Here is a 13,894-nt window from a genome sequence, read left to right on the forward strand (position 1 = left end):
ATGGATCACGCAATATATACCGCCATGGGGGCTGCCCGGCAGTCCCTCGAACTGCAAGCGGTTACCGCTAATAATCTGGCTAACGCCTCAACGCCGGGTTTCCGCGCGCAGTTAGCGGCGATGCGGGCCGTACCTATTGATGGGCCAAGTATGGCCACGCGCACTATGGTCACGGCGTCGACCCCAGGGGTAGATATCAGCCAGGGGACGATGAACTACAGCGGTCGCCCGTTGGATGTGGCCTTGCAGCCGGATGGCTATTTAGCGGTTCAATTGCCTGATGGCACTGAAGCCTATACCCGTAACGGGAATATTCAGATCTCAGCTGACGGGCAGATGACTGTGCAGGGTTATCCATTAATGGGTGACAACGGCCCGATTGATGTCCCCCCTCAGGCGGCGATCACTATTGCTGCGGACGGGACTATCTCGGCACTGAACGCCGGTGATTCACCGAATACCATTGCTCAGTTGGGGCAAATCAAGCGAGTGAGAGCCACTGCCGGTGAAGTGATGCACGGCGATGACGGTTTGTTCCATCTGACAGCCGCGACCCAACAGGCGCGTGGTGCTCAGTTGGCTAATGACCCGCTCATCAAAGTGATGCCGGGGGTGCTGGAGGGCAGCAACGTGAAAGCGGTTGAAGCTATGACCGATATGATTGCCAATGCCCGCAGTTTCGAAATGCAGATGAAAGTCATCCACAGCGTGGATGAAAACGAACAGCGCGCTAACCAGCTGTTAGCAATCAGCTAAGCGCATAGGCGCAGAGGAATAAACTGATGATCCGATCACTCTGGATTGCCAAAACCGGCTTGGATGCACAGCAGACCAATATGGACGTTATCGCCAACAACTTGGCGAACGTTAGCACCAATGGCTTTAAACGTCAGCGGGCGGTGTTTGAAGATTTGTTGTACCAAACGATGCGTCAACCGGGAGCACAATCTTCCGAGCAGACCACCTTGCCATCGGGTTTGCAGATTGGTACCGGTGTTCGCCCGGTGGCCACTGAGCGTTTACATAGCCAAGGTAACCTGTCCAAAACCGATAACACCAAAGATGTGGCTATCAAAGGCGAGGGGTTCTTTCAGGTGCAGATGCCTGATGGCACCAATGCCTATACCCGCGACGGTTCTTTCCAGGTTGATCAAAATGGCCAACTGGTGACAGCCAGTGGTTTTCAGATTCAACCGGCGATTACCATTCCGGCCAATGCATTAAGTATGACCGTCGGGCGCGATGGTATCGTCAGTGTCACTTTGCAGGGGCAAACGGCCACGCAGCAAGTGGGACAACTGACTCTGGCTACGTTCATTAACAACAGCGGCCTGGAAAGTGTCGGTGAAAACCTGTACCAGGAAACTGCCAGTTCCGGTGCGCCGAATGAAACGACGCCGGGCCTGAACGGCGGTGGCTTGTTGTATCAAGGGTATGTTGAGACTTCTAACGTCAATGTGGCGGAAGAGTTGGTCAATATGATCCAGACGCAACGCGCCTATGAAATCAACAGTAAAGCGGTTTCAACTTCAGATCAGATGTTGCAAAAACTGACACAGCTGTAAATCCGCTCTCGGGGGGCAAGAGCGCCCCCTGATAGCCGCAGAATGGCTGACCTTGCCAGCCTCTAACAGGTTACAGGATTGATAATCAGAGATGGATACATCGCCGCTGCGAAAATTAGGTGAGTTGAGATGGATTAGTGCGCCGTTGATGGCGATGCTATTGCTCAATGGCTGTGCGTATATTCCACATAAACCCTTGGTGGATGGCTCGACGTCAGCACAACCAGCCGCTGCCAGTGCGCCACTTCCAAATGGCTCTATTTTCCAAGCTGCCCAGCCGATGAATTATGGTTATCAGCCGCTATTTGAAGACCGTCGCCCGCGTAATATCGGTGACACACTGACCATCACCTTGCAGGAAAATGTCAGTGCCAGCAAAAGTTCTTCTGCCAATGCCAGCCGTAACGGTTCCAGCAAATTTGGTGTCGCCACCGCGCCGCGCTATCTGGAGGGATTATTGGGTAATGCGCGTGCTGATTTGGATATTTCTGGTGATAGCACCTTTGGTGGCAAGGGCGGGGCAAATGCTAACAATACCTTCAGTGGCACCATCACGGTGACGGTGGATCAAGTGCTGGCTAACGGCAACTTGCATGTGGTGGGTGAGAAACAAATCGCCATTAATCAGGGAACTGAATTCATTCGTTTCTCTGGGGTCGTCAACCCACGCACCATCAGTGGCAGCAATACAGTGACCTCAACTCAGGTGGCTGATGCGCGCATCGAGTATGTGGGCAATGGTTATATCAATGAAGCGCAAACCATGGGCTGGTTGCAGCGGTTCTTCCTTAATGTTTCGCCGTACTAAGAGGCCCATTGATGCGTAAACAGTCACTTTTCACCCTATTTATCATGCAGCTTATTGTGCTGTTTACGCTGGGGTCATTTCCGGCGTCAGCTGAGCGTATCCGCGATTTGGTAACCGTTCAGGGAGTGCGCGATAACGCATTGATTGGCTATGGTCTGGTGGTCGGTTTGGATGGTTCCGGTGACCAGACCATGCAGACGCCGTTTACCACGCAAAGTCTCAGCAACATGCTGTCGCAATTGGGTATTACCGTGCCACCGGGCACCAATATGCAACTCAAAAACGTGGCGGCGGTGATGGTCACTGCCAAGCTACCGGCATTTTCCCGCACGGGGCAAACCATCGATGTGGTGGTGTCCTCAATGGGGAATGCCAAAAGTATCCGTGGCGGCACCTTGCTGATGACCCCACTGAAAGGGGTTGATAATCAGGTTTATGCTTTGGCGCAGGGTAACGTGCTAGTGGGCGGGGCCGGTGCTTCCTCCGGCGGCAGCAGTGTTCAGGTCAACCAATTGACTGGCGGGCGCATTAGCAATGGCGCGACCATTGAACGCGAGCTGCCCACCACCTTTGGCACGGATGGGGTGATTAATCTGCAATTGAATACTGAAGATTTCACCACTGCACAGCAGGTCAGTGATGCTATTAACCGCCAACGCGGTTTTGGTTCCGCGACCGCCATCGATGCTCGCACTATCCAGGTTTTGGTGCCACGGGGTAACAGTTCGCAAGTGCGTTTCCTGGCGGATATTCAAAACATCCCGGTGAATATTGATGCGGGTGATGCCAAAGTCATTATTAACTCGCGCACTGGTTCGGTGGTAATGAACCGCAACGTCATGCTTGACTCTTGTGCCGTGGCGCAAGGGAACTTGTCAGTGGTAATTGATAAACAGAATACCGTCAGCCAGCCAGATACTCCTTTTGGTGGTGGGCAGACTGTCGTGACACCGAATACCCAGATTTCCGTTCAGCAGCAGGGGGGCGCATTGCAACGCGTCAATGCTAGCCCGAATCTGAATAATGTGGTGCGCGCTTTGAACTCCTTGGGGGCAACACCGATTGATTTGATGTCTATCTTGCAGGCGATGCAGAGTGCCGGCTGCTTACGGGCTAAATTGGAAATTATCTAATGAGCGATTTGATGGCAATGTCCGGCAGCGCCAATGAAATGTTCGGAGCAGCCTATGATGCCCAATCACTGAATACCTTGAAACGTGACGCGGCGAGAGATCCTGATGGCAACCTAAAGAAGGTTGCCCAGCAGGTGGAGGGGATGTTTGTGCAGATGATGCTTAAAAGCATGCGCTCCGCCTTGCCGCAAGAGGGGATCATGAACAGTGACCAGACCCGGCTCTATACCTCAATGTATGACCAGCAAATCGCGCAGCAAATGTCGCTCAAGGGACTTGGACTGGCTGACATGATGGTGGAGCAGCTTTCAGGAACCTCTTCACCGAGTGAAACTGCCGGCACGGTGCCAATGATGCTGGATAATGAAGTCTTGCAAACTCTTCCGGCGCGAGCATTGGAGCAAATGGTTCGTCGGGCAATGCCGACACCGCCAGCCAATAGCCCAGTTTCACTGCCGCAAAGCACCGGTAATTTCGTCGCGCGACTGTCTATTCCGGCGCAAATTGCCAGCCAGCAAAGTGGCATCCCGCACCAACTTATTATGGCGCAGGCCGCGCTGGAATCCGGTTGGGGTCAGCGCGAGATCCCAACGGCTGATGGCAAAAGCAGCTATAACGTATTTGGTATTAAAGCGGGCAGTAGCTGGGATGGCCCGGTCAGTGAAATTACCACCACGGAATATGAGCAAGGTGTGGCGAAGAAAACCACTGCGCGCTTCCGGGTATATGGCTCTTATGTCGAGGCGGTCAGTGATTATGTCAAATTGCTGACCCAAAACCCGCGCTACGCCAATGTGGCTGCCGCCCAAAGCCCTGAACAAGGTGCCCATGCTTTGCAGCGCGCTGGTTATGCAACTGACCCGCAATATGCCCAAAAATTGGTCAATGTTATTCAGCAAATGAAGAATGCTGGCGAGCAAGCAGTGAAAGCCTATAGCAGCAATCTGGACTCTCTCTTTTAATAGGCTATTTTACTGGCCATTTTGAAAATTGAACCCAGTTTACACCCATATTTTTACTCAAGTTTTCCAAACTCGGGCCGATACTCTGAATAGGCTGTGCGGGGGCGTAGATCCCCTCAGGCAGTATCCCAATATTAATAAATGCAGGTGCGTGATGTAAATCGCCTGCGGTAAAAGGATCTCTTCATGTCCAATAGTTTAATGAATACTGCGATGAGTGGTCTGAGCGCAGCCCAATATGCCTTGAGCACCGTCAGTAACAACATCAGCAATTTTCAGGTGGCTGGCTATAACCGCCAGAACACTATTTTTGCCCAAAATGGCGGGACATTAAGCCCAGCGGGATTTATTGGTAATGGCGTGGCAGTGACCGGTGTTAACCGTGAGTATAATGCCTTTATTACCAACCAGTTACGCGCATCACAAACCCAAAGCAGTGGACTGACGACCTATTATCAACAAATCTCGCAGATTGATAATTTACTGGCTAATACCTCCAATAACATCTCAACCACCTTGCAGGACTTCTTCAACAACCTGCAAAATCTGGTGAGTAACGCGGGCGATGACGCGGCGCGTAAAACGGTATTGGGCAAGGCCGAAGGGTTAGTTAACCAATTCCAGAATGCGGATAAATATCTGCGTGATATGGATACTGGCGTCAACCAAAAGATAAGTGACAGTGCAACGCAAATTAATAACTATGCTGAGCAAATCGCCAAGTTAAATGACCAGATTACCCGCCTGCGCGGTAGTAGCGGTAGCGAACCAAACGCCTTGCTCGACCAACGTGACCAACTGGTTACCGAGTTAAACCAGATTGTGCCGGTGGCAGTCACTCAGCAAGATGGCGATGCTTACAATGTGTCATTTGCCGGAGGTTTATCTCTGGTACAAGGGCCGAATGCTTATAAAGTGGAAGCCATTCCTTCCAGCGCCGATGCAACCCGCCTCACGTTAGGCTATAAACACGGCACTAGCGACACCATTGAGATAGACGAAAGTCGCCTGACCAGCGGTTCGCTCGGCGGAACACTGAAATTCCGCAGTGAAGCGCTAGATAGCGCACGTAACCAATTGGGCCAATTAGCTTTGGTGATGGCCGATAGTTTTAATATTCAGCATAAAGCGGGTTTTGATGCTAATGGTGATGGGGGCGAAGATTTCTTTAGTTTTGCTAAACCTTCTGTGTTGAAAAACGCGAAAAATCAGGGTGATGCCAGCTTAACCGTCAGTTACACCGACACCTCGAAAGTCAAAGCCAGTGATTACACGGTGGAGTTCGATGGTACCGATTGGCAGGTCACGCGCTTGTCGGACAATACTAAAGTTCCGACCACCGCCGGAACGGATAAAGATGGCAAACCCACACTGAATTTCGACGGTATCGCGGTCAGCGTCACTAATGGTACGTCGGGGCCAGCAGCCAAAGATAAATTCACCATTAAAACGGTTTCCAATGTGGCCGCTAATTTGCAGGTCGCCATTACGGACTCCAGCATGATTGCTGCGGGTGGTACCAAGGATGGCGGCGCGAGTGACAATGTCAACGCGCAGGCGCTATTGGATCTGCAAACCCAAAAATTGGTCGACGGTAAAGCGACATTTTCGGGGGCTTATGCCGGGTTGGTCAGTAATGTCGGTAACCAGACGGCGACGGCGAAAACCAACAGCACGGCACAGGCCAATATTGTCAAGCAGCTAACCGCAGAACAGCAGTCTATTTCTGGGGTGAACCTGGATGAAGAGTACGGCGACTTACAGCGTTTCCAGCAATATTATTTGGCGAATGCCCAAGTCATTCAGACCGCTTCGACGTTGTTTAACGCGTTGCTGAGCCTGCGCGGTTAAGTTTTGGTTAGCGGCATTGCCGCTGCTTATCTCATTTTAGGTTTAGTCAGAATGGCGGTTTGTGCGGGCCGGCTGGCTAAACTGTTGCTAACAGGAACTGACATCGTGCGCTTAAGTACCAGCATGCTGTATCAACAAAATATGCAGGGCATCACCAATGCTCAATCCCTTTGGATGCAGTCAGGCCAACAACTTTCCACCGGCAAGCGCGTGGTTAATCCCTCGGATGACCCGATGTCGGCATCTCAGGCGGTAATGGTGTCACAAGCCGAGTCGGAGAATAACCAGTACGCGTTGGCACGTAGCTTCGCCCGCCAGAGTTCATCACTGGAAACCACGGTTTTGGCGCAGGCCACCAGCACCATTCAGTCAATTCAGAGTGTCATCATCAGTGCCAAGAGCGATATTTTGAGTGATGATGACCGCGCCTCTTATGCCACTCAATTGCAGGGTTTGAAAGACCAACTGGTTAATCAGGCGAACATCACTGACGGTAATGGCCGCTATATTTTTGGTGGTTTTCAAAGTGATAAGCCGCCTTTTGCTGTTAGCAAAACCGGTGAAGTGACTTATGTGGGCGGTGATGTGGCGATTGAGCAAAAAGTCGATGCGAATCGGTCAATGACGGTCGGTCACACCGGTGACAGTGTCTTTATGGCGCTGACCAGCAATGCCAAACCAGAACCTGATGATGCTAATGGTGCTCCGGTGGCTTCTGAAAACAATATCTTTAATACCATAGATACTGTTCTCAATGCCCTCAAGACGCCAATGCAAGGTGCAACCGATGAGGTTAAAGAACAAGTGAATGCGGCGATGGATAAAGGTATCCGCGGCATGGCTAACTCATTGAATAATGTGTTATCTGTTCAGGCAGGAATTGGTACTCAACTGCAAGAGTTGGACAACCTTGATAGTTTGGGCCAAGACCGCACCTTGATCAACAAGCAGCGGATGAGCGATTTAGTGGATGTCGATTGGACGGCGGCTATCTCTTCCTATGTTATGCAGCAGGCCGCCTTACAGGCTTCTTACACTACATTCACCAATATGCAGGGCTTGTCTCTGTTCCAGCTGAATAAGTAATCTGCTTTCAACCTGTGGGCTAGCCCCACAGGATTCCTCTCACTGGCTAACCCGCTAACCCGCTAACCCACTGATAACACTCGCCAGCCGATCGAAAAACTCGCCAAATAGGTGCTCGGTAAAAGGGGCTAACAGAGGCATGGTCAAGCCCAACGAAATAATACCGACCGTCAATGTCAGCGGGAAACCTATAACGAAAACAGAAAGTTGTGGTGTCATGCGGTTAAGCATACCTAATGCCATATTCAGGGTGAGTAGCAGGGTAATAAGTGGCAAGGCTAGCATCAGCCCATTCATAAAGATCAATGAACCGGCCTGTGCTAATGCCAGGAAACCATTGCCATTCAGCGGCTCGAACTGAATAGGTAAAGTATGAAAACTGTCCGCTAATAAAGAAATTAGCCACAAATGGCCATCAAAACTGAGAAATAACAGCATCGCCAATAAGTTTAACAACCGGGCGAGAACCGGCATGTTTGGCCCGCCAGAGGGGTCAAAGAAGGTAGCGAAAGACAATCCCATTTGTAAACCAATCACTTCACCGGCCAGCCGGATAGCCGCAAAAGCAAACTGCATGGTCAAGCCGATAGCAACGCCAATCAATATCTGCTGACCCGCGACCCACACGGCACCGCTGGAGACGAGTGGAATATTGACCGGGGGCAGGGAGGGGGCAACCAGAAAGGTGATTAATACCGCCAAACCGACTTTGACTTTGCGATTTATCTGCTTTTCACTTAATACTGGCGCAGTAGTGATTAAGGCCAATATGCGGATTAATGGCCAAAAATACTGGCTGACCCAGACGCTGAGTTGAGTGGTATCAAGAGAGACCATGCTTAGCCAATCAACGTCGGCAAGCTGGTAAACAAATTACGCATATAGTCGAGGATCAAGTTTAGCATCCACGGGCCTGCGATAACCAACGTAGCAAAAACAGCCAGTATTTTAGGGATAAATGACAGTGTCATTTCATTAATTTGTGTCGCGGCCTGCAACAGACTGACAATTAAGCCGCTAATCAATGCAGCCAGTAATAATGGCGCGGCCAATGCAAGGGCGATTTTCATTGCCTCAACGCCGAGGGCCATTACCGATTCTGGTGTCATGATGTATCTACCTCAGCTATAAAAGCTTTGTGCCAGAGAACCCAGTAGCAACTGCCAGCCATCAACCAATACAAACAGCATCAACTTGAAAGGCAGCGAAATACTGGCGGGCGGCACCATCATCATCCCCAGCGCCATCAGCACACTGGCCACCACCAGGTCGATAATCAAAAACGGAATAAATACAGTAAAACCAATTTGAAAAGCGGTTTTCAGCTCACTAGTGACATAGGCGGGCAACAGAATGCGCATTGGCACCACTTCCGGCCCTTCCAATGGCGGCAGATTAGCTAGCCGGGCATACAGAGCCAGGTCAGTTTCGCGGGTCTGGCGTAACATAAATTCACGTAATGGTTGCGAGCCTTTATCCATCGCCACTTCCATACTTATCTTGTCCTGACTGAAGGGCAGATAAGCATCTTGATAAACTTTGTCAAACACTGGCGACATGATGAAAAACGTCAGAAACAGCGCTAAACCCAGCATCACCTGATTGGGTGGTGCTGAGGGGGTGCCCAATGCGTTGCGCAGCAAACCAAGCACAATAATGATGCGGGTAAAGCTGGTCATCATCAGCAATGCGGCGGGCAGGAAACTCAGCGTGGTGATAAAAACCAGCGTCTGTACGGGTAAAGACCAGCTTTGCCCACCATTCGCCAACGGCTGGCTGATAATGCCCGGTAATTGAGCTAATGCCGCCGGAGAGCAGAGCAGGGCGAGCAGCAGCAAAGGGACTTTATTCATGAGCGGACGCAGAGACATCATGCCGATTTTTCCGGGTGTTTTGAGTTCTTGCTTAATAGCGGTTTTTTGTTTAATAAATAGCTGTTCAGAAGTTGGCGAAAATCAGCCGGTTTTCCTGTGTCAGACGACAGCGCGGTACTGGGTTCGTCAACCGGAGGGCGTTCCAGTGTGTGGAGCGGCGTTACTTGTTGGGCGGTGACACCTAATACCAACCAAGTGTTGTCTACTTCGACAATGACCACTCGCTCGCGTTGGCCGACCTGACAACTGGCTCGCACATTCAATAGCTTATTGTTGCGGGCTTGTGGCGCAAAACCACATCGGCGCACCAGCCAGGCGGCAAATAAAATCAACAGCAAAATTCCCCCCAGCACACTGCCGACTTGGGTCAACACTGAGCCTGCGGGCATCGCCGGGGCTGTTTGTTGCGTGGCGGTGCCGGGGTGGCTGGCGGCAAATCCGGTGACGGGGGTCTGCGGCGTAGTCACCGGGATATCAGTTGCTACTGAAGTCTTCGCCGCTACCGGATCAACAGCTGCCGATGTTGATTCAGTTGATGTTATTGCCACCCTTTGTGCTGCGGTCATTAGCGGCTCAGACGACGCATACGTTCTGATGGAGTAATAATGTCAGTGATGCGCACGCCGTATTTATCCGCAACCACCACGACTTCACCCTGTGCAATCAGGTAACCGTTAATCAGAATATCCAAAGGTTCACCTGCCAGGCCATCAAGGGAAACGACTGAACCTTGAGACAGGCGCAGCAACTCTTTGATAGTCATTTTGGTGCGGCCCAGCTCGACGGTCAGTTTCACCGGGATATCGAGAATCAAATCAATATCTTGCAGGTTGCCCAGGACATCAGGTGCTTCCAGTGATTTAAATACGCCTTCGGTAGTGGCCGCTGGTTTCTCCACTGCCTGTTGCTCATTAAACGCATCAGCCCACAGGTCATCCACGGATTCCTTTCCATCATCAGACGGAAACTTAGGGTCACTCATTGGGCTGTTCCTCATTCAGAGCATTCAAAATAGGGTTAATCAAATGTTCAACACGTAGGGCATATTGCCCGTTTAATGTCCCGTACTGACTGGTCAGCACGGGCACGCCGTCGACATGCGCGATCAGTCGCTCAGGTTTATCTATCGGTAACACATCCCCCGGCTGTAGTTTGAGTATCTGCGACAATCTCAGCGGGATATCGACAAAATTAGCGACCAATTCCAGCTCAGAGTGCTGAACTTGCTTGACCAGCGTTTCACGCCAATGGCTGTCTTCCTGACGGGAGTTTTCCAGTGGCGGGTTGGTCAGCAGTTCGCGCAATGGCTCAATCATGGCAAACGGAATACAGATATTAAACTCCCCACTCAACGCGCCGATCTCCACCTGGAAAGGTGTCGTGACCACGATGTCGTTAGGGGAGGTGGTGATATTGGTGAATTTCACCTGTATTTCAGAGCGGACATATTCCACATCAATTTTATAGATGGGAGCCCAAGCGTCACGATATGCATCCAGCGCTAGCCGTAGCATCCGGTTAATCACGCGTTGTTCTGTGTGAGTAAATTCGCGCCCTTCCACTTTTGTCGGGAAGCGGCCATCACCACCAAACAAGTTATCAACGGCAATAAACACTAGACTCGGGGCGAAAACAAACAGCGCCGTCCCGCGTAATGGTTTCAAATGTATTAAGTTGAGGTTGGTTGGCACCGGCAAGTTGCGGGCAAAATCATGATATGGCTGAATTTTTATTGGGCCAACCGTGATATCCGGGCTGCGGCGTAACAGGTTAAACAGCCCCATCCGAAACTGACGGGCAAACCGCTCATTGATTATCTCCAGTGCATGTAGGCGCTCACGCACCACACGTCGCTGGGTCGTCGGGTCATAAGGCTTAACGTCTGTCTCGTTTCCAGTGACGGCTTCGGGTTCATCACCCCCGCTGTCACCGTTTAACAGTGCGTCAATCTCTGCTTGTGAAAGAATACTATCGCCCATAATGATTATCGCAATATAAATGCGGTAAACAGCACATCGCTGACTACCTGATTAGGTTGACCTTTAACCATTGGCGGGCTAAGAACGTTTTTAATTTCACCGACTAAGCGCTGCTTGCCTTCTTCGTTCGCCAGACTGTCAGCGGATTGACGAGAGAGCAGTAACAGTAACCGGCTGCGCACTTCCGGTAGATAGTCATTGAGTTTTGCACGCGTGCTATCGTCGGGGAGCCTTAACGTTAATCCGATATAAAGCACACGATCCAGATTATTATCCGGCGTGATCAGATTGACCGTAAAGGTCTCCAAGGGCATGAATACCGGGATGACAGGAGCGACTTTCGCTGTGGTTGGTTGACTCTTCTTGAGTGCCCACCAGCTATAACCGCCACCCGCAGTTGCTGCCACCGCAATCAGCACCAGCAGGATCACCCAGATTGAACTCTTACGCTTGGCCGGGAAGGTATTTTGAGACATGGAGAAGGCAAATTCCTGTTTTGGTATCAAACCGGTGGATCACAATATACCCGTCAGACTTCAAGCTACATGTGCGTTGGCTGCGCTCAATCACCCCAGTCACTTACCAGTGTAAGCTCTTGGGGGTTCGCTCAGTTGCCGCTTTCCTGCAACTCGAATTATTTTGGGTATAACAGCCTGGGGCCACTGACACCAAGCTATCCGAATTATTGCTGATGATTATCCCGCTTATCCTTAATCCCAATAGGCAGAATAGGTGGAGAAAAACGGCCTAGCTTGTCCGTTTGTCCCCTTTTGGTGAAATTAACAGCGCCTTTTAGGCGAAAATATCAACGCCACCATTGCCATTGGCCAGAGCTTGCAATGCGGCTGGTGTGAGCAGCGGCGTGCTCACCTGTGCTTCGCCAGAGGCGAATTCACCATAACCTGGCTGACCGCGTGAGGCGAAATCTTGCTGATTTTGTTGGCTCTGTTGCTGTGCTTGTTGCCATTGACCTTCACTGCCGACACTACTTTGGCCTAACTCAATACCACTTTCGGCCAAGGCGGTGCGTAAGCTTGGCATAGCGGCTTCAATCGCGGCCCGAACTTGACTATGAGCTGAAACAAAATGTAATTGTGCTTGCTTATCTTCTATTTTCAGACTGATTTGCAACGCACCCAACTCTTGCGGGTTGAGCCGCAACTCGGCGTTTTGTTGCCCATTGCGACTGAACATAATCACTTGTTGCCCAAGTGATTGTTGCCATTCTTGACTGCCCAGTTGCGCACTTAAATAACCACTGACGGGCGCACTGACATGGGCGCTGGCGGTAGCTGTAGTTGGCAAAAGAGGGCTGGATACCGGGGGAAGAGAATGGGCCTGGGGAGCTGAACTGACCAAGGTTTTATCCACCGCAGCGGCGGGCGTGATGGTTTCAGCTTGTGCTGCCAGTGGGGCGGATTTCGCATTGAGCGTGTTGTTGTCGATATCTTTCGCGCTCAACGGGGCTGGCTTATCCGATGCAGCCGTTATTTTTGTTTTCGTGGCTACACCCGCCAATACATCGTCACTGTTTATGGCTTTATCATTTTTTACACTGTCCATGGCCTTCTCACTTTTCATACTGACCAGGGTGCCACCAATCAGTGCGGCTAAACCTTTATCTTGTGAGGTCAAGCTGGTGAGAGTGGCAATATCTTGCTTGGCCGTCGTTTTATTGTTCGTCAGGCCATTAGTATCAGTCAGGGGGGCTTTTTGCCCGCTCAATGTGTTAGCCACCTGATGCGGCAACATTGCCAGCAAGGTTTGTAATGCGGCGGGGTCGACTTTATCGTGAGTTTTATCACTGGCACTATCCGGCTTGCCACTCTCATTGATGGTGGTTTTCTTGATGCTTGCGGCATCGCCAGTTTGTCCTGCATGGGTTAAACCCGCTGGCAGCGCAGCACTGATATCCCCCAATGCGGCCAACAACTGATTCAACTTGCTGTTACCGACGGTTGACTTACTACTGTCAACTTCAGGGGTGATGTCAGTCGCTGCGGCTAAAGATGATTTTAGGGTTGAAGCATCCAGGGCGGTGAGTTCTTTTCCCAACTGGTCGCCTAGAAGTTTGGCAAAATCGGCCGGCAATCCTGCGTCGGTAAACAACGCGGCAATAGATGTCGAGGATGCTGCGCCCTCGGCTTCACTTGCAGTGATAGCAGTAGGCAAGAGAGATAGATTCATGAATGTAGACTCCTTTGTGAGGCGCGCTGGGCGAACTCATCCATCAGTTTTTGATCCAAACGGTTCTCGTGTAAACGTGCGGTGGTTTCAGCTCGCTCGTTCAGCGTTTCAAATGCATTTAGCCGCTGTTGCTTTTCTTGCCAATGCTTCACTGCTTGTTCAACTTTTACATTCCACTGGGCCAACTGATGACGATGTTGCTCAATGGCTTGCTCCAATGTTTGAATAAATTGCTGATAATTTTGCCAACTGGAGGAGGCCATGCCATTACTCAGCGTGTCATTCAGCCGCACCCGATATTCATCCTGATAAGACAGCAACATACTCAGTTGCTGCTCAGCATTCTGATAGGACAAGCGCACCTGCCCCAATTGGGTCGTTGCCTGTTCAACCGCCTTTTGAGCCAGGTCGCGCAGGGTGATGAGAGGTGACTGACTTTTCATCGTATT

Annotated in this window: 16 protein-coding genes; 7 read left to right on the plus strand and 9 right to left on the minus strand. The window is 51.0% G+C overall.

Translation table 11 applies throughout. The features are described 5' to 3' along the window. The 7 genes from DXZ79_RS08630 (at nucleotide 1) to flgL (ending at nucleotide 7,405) form a co-directional block, all read left to right on the plus strand. On the plus strand, nucleotides 1–756 hold the full coding sequence (locus DXZ79_RS08630) for a flagellar basal body rod protein FlgF (protein WP_038633760.1): 756 nt from the start codon (nucleotides 1–3) through the stop codon (nucleotides 754–756). A 26-nt stretch (nucleotides 757–782) separates the two neighbouring features. Then, nucleotides 783–1,565: a flagellar basal-body rod protein FlgG gene (flgG, locus tag DXZ79_RS08635; RefSeq protein WP_038633757.1), complete on the plus strand. Its 783-nt coding sequence runs from the start codon at nucleotides 783–785 to the stop codon at nucleotides 1,563–1,565. 91 nt (nucleotides 1,566–1,656) lie between these two features. Continuing rightward, a complete protein-coding gene (flgH, locus tag DXZ79_RS08640; protein WP_038633755.1) occupies nucleotides 1,657–2,373 on the plus strand; it encodes a flagellar basal body L-ring protein FlgH in 717 nt (238 codons plus the stop codon). An 11-nt stretch (nucleotides 2,374–2,384) separates the two neighbouring features. Further along, complete coding sequence (locus tag DXZ79_RS08645; RefSeq protein ID WP_038633753.1) at nucleotides 2,385–3,506, plus strand: flagellar basal body P-ring protein FlgI; 1,122 nt, start codon at nucleotides 2,385–2,387, stop codon at nucleotides 3,504–3,506. Next, nucleotides 3,506–4,468, plus strand: a complete 963-nt coding sequence (gene flgJ / locus DXZ79_RS08650; RefSeq protein WP_038633751.1) for a flagellar assembly peptidoglycan hydrolase FlgJ — start codon at nucleotides 3,506–3,508, stop codon at nucleotides 4,466–4,468. The genes DXZ79_RS08645 and flgJ overlap by 1 nt, the downstream gene beginning before the upstream one ends. A 186-nt stretch (nucleotides 4,469–4,654) precedes the next feature. Next, entirely contained in the window at nucleotides 4,655–6,319 is a 1,665-nt protein-coding gene (gene flgK / locus DXZ79_RS08655; RefSeq protein WP_053012576.1) for a flagellar hook-associated protein FlgK, read from the plus strand. 105 nt (nucleotides 6,320–6,424) lie between these two features. Beyond that, nucleotides 6,425–7,405 (plus strand): flagellar hook-associated protein FlgL, encoded by a 981-nt coding sequence (gene flgL, locus DXZ79_RS08660; protein ID WP_038639590.1) that lies wholly within the window; start codon nucleotides 6,425–6,427, stop codon nucleotides 7,403–7,405. 54 nt (nucleotides 7,406–7,459) lie between these two features. Here the strand turns inward: flgL and fliR are convergent, their stop codons facing one another. The 9 genes from fliR to fliJ all read right to left on the minus strand — a co-directional run bounded on the left by fliR (nucleotide 7,460) and on the right by fliJ (nucleotide 13,888). Then, nucleotides 7,460–8,242, minus strand: coding sequence for a flagellar biosynthetic protein FliR (gene fliR, locus DXZ79_RS08665; protein WP_120011209.1), 783 nt, complete (start codon nucleotides 8,240–8,242; stop codon nucleotides 7,460–7,462). 2 nt (nucleotides 8,243–8,244) lie between these two features. Continuing rightward, nucleotides 8,245–8,514, minus strand: a complete 270-nt coding sequence (gene fliQ, locus DXZ79_RS08670; protein WP_038633745.1) for a flagellar biosynthesis protein FliQ — start codon at nucleotides 8,512–8,514, stop codon at nucleotides 8,245–8,247. 12 nt (nucleotides 8,515–8,526) lie between these two features. Further along, nucleotides 8,527–9,279: a flagellar type III secretion system pore protein FliP gene (gene fliP / locus DXZ79_RS08675; RefSeq protein ID WP_038633743.1), complete on the minus strand. Its 753-nt coding sequence runs from the start codon at nucleotides 9,277–9,279 to the stop codon at nucleotides 8,527–8,529. Next, nucleotides 9,276–9,845 (minus strand): flagellar biosynthetic protein FliO, encoded by a 570-nt coding sequence (gene fliO / locus DXZ79_RS08680; protein WP_038633740.1) that lies wholly within the window; start codon nucleotides 9,843–9,845, stop codon nucleotides 9,276–9,278. The genes fliP and fliO overlap by 4 nt, the downstream gene beginning before the upstream one ends. Then, nucleotides 9,845–10,261: a flagellar motor switch protein FliN gene (gene fliN / locus DXZ79_RS08685; protein WP_038633737.1), complete on the minus strand. Its 417-nt coding sequence runs from the start codon at nucleotides 10,259–10,261 to the stop codon at nucleotides 9,845–9,847. The genes fliO and fliN overlap by 1 nt, the downstream gene beginning before the upstream one ends. Beyond that, nucleotides 10,254–11,258: a flagellar motor switch protein FliM gene (gene fliM / locus DXZ79_RS08690; protein WP_038633734.1), complete on the minus strand. Its 1,005-nt coding sequence runs from the start codon at nucleotides 11,256–11,258 to the stop codon at nucleotides 10,254–10,256. Before fliM ends, fliN begins: the two co-directional genes overlap by 8 nt. Before the next feature lie 5 nt (nucleotides 11,259–11,263). After that, on the minus strand, nucleotides 11,264–11,734 hold the full coding sequence (gene fliL, locus DXZ79_RS08695) for a flagellar basal body-associated protein FliL (RefSeq protein WP_038633731.1): 471 nt from the start codon (nucleotides 11,732–11,734) through the stop codon (nucleotides 11,264–11,266). Between the two features lie 316 nt (nucleotides 11,735–12,050). Continuing rightward, a complete protein-coding gene (locus DXZ79_RS08700; RefSeq protein ID WP_162928738.1) occupies nucleotides 12,051–13,445 on the minus strand; it encodes a flagellar hook-length control protein FliK in 1,395 nt (464 codons plus the stop codon). Then, complete coding sequence (gene fliJ / locus DXZ79_RS08705; RefSeq protein ID WP_004392162.1) at nucleotides 13,442–13,888, minus strand: flagellar export protein FliJ; 447 nt, start codon at nucleotides 13,886–13,888, stop codon at nucleotides 13,442–13,444. Before fliJ ends, DXZ79_RS08700 begins: the two co-directional genes overlap by 4 nt. Nucleotides 13,889–13,894 lie beyond the last annotated feature (6 nt).

Source organism: Yersinia rochesterensis (assembly GCF_003600645.1).
Lineage (GTDB): Bacteria > Pseudomonadota > Gammaproteobacteria > Enterobacterales > Enterobacteriaceae > Yersinia > Yersinia rochesterensis.

Bases quoted from the DNA above. Each gene is read 5' to 3' on its own strand.
- DXZ79_RS08630 (WP_038633760.1), top strand. From the start codon at position 1: ATGGATCACGCAATATATACCGCCATGGGGGCTGCCCGGCAGTCCCTC.
- flgG (WP_038633757.1), top strand. From the start codon at position 783: ATGATCCGATCACTCTGGATTGCCAAAACCGGCTTGGATGCACAGCAG.
- flgH (WP_038633755.1), top strand. From the start codon at position 1,657: ATGGATACATCGCCGCTGCGAAAATTAGGTGAGTTGAGATGGATTAGT.
- DXZ79_RS08645 (WP_038633753.1), top strand. From the start codon at position 2,385: ATGCGTAAACAGTCACTTTTCACCCTATTTATCATGCAGCTTATTGTG.
- flgJ (WP_038633751.1), top strand. From the start codon at position 3,506: ATGAGCGATTTGATGGCAATGTCCGGCAGCGCCAATGAAATGTTCGGA.
- flgK (WP_053012576.1), top strand. From the start codon at position 4,655: ATGTCCAATAGTTTAATGAATACTGCGATGAGTGGTCTGAGCGCAGCC.
- fliR (WP_120011209.1), bottom strand. From the start codon at position 8,242: ATGGTCTCTCTTGATACCACTCAACTCAGCGTCTGGGTCAGCCAGTAT.
- fliQ (WP_038633745.1), bottom strand. From the start codon at position 8,514: ATGACACCAGAATCGGTAATGGCCCTCGGCGTTGAGGCAATGAAAATC.
- fliP (WP_038633743.1), bottom strand. From the start codon at position 9,279: ATGATGTCTCTGCGTCCGCTCATGAATAAAGTCCCTTTGCTGCTGCTC.
- fliO (WP_038633740.1), bottom strand. From the start codon at position 9,845: ATGACCGCAGCACAAAGGGTGGCAATAACATCAACTGAATCAACATCG.
- fliN (WP_038633737.1), bottom strand. From the start codon at position 10,261: ATGAGTGACCCTAAGTTTCCGTCTGATGATGGAAAGGAATCCGTGGAT.
- fliM (WP_038633734.1), bottom strand. From the start codon at position 11,258: ATGGGCGATAGTATTCTTTCACAAGCAGAGATTGACGCACTGTTAAAC.
- fliL (WP_038633731.1), bottom strand. From the start codon at position 11,734: ATGTCTCAAAATACCTTCCCGGCCAAGCGTAAGAGTTCAATCTGGGTG.
- DXZ79_RS08700 (WP_162928738.1), bottom strand. From the start codon at position 13,445: ATGAATCTATCTCTCTTGCCTACTGCTATCACTGCAAGTGAAGCCGAG.
- fliJ (WP_004392162.1), bottom strand. From the start codon at position 13,888: ATGAAAAGTCAGTCACCTCTCATCACCCTGCGCGACCTGGCTCAAAAG.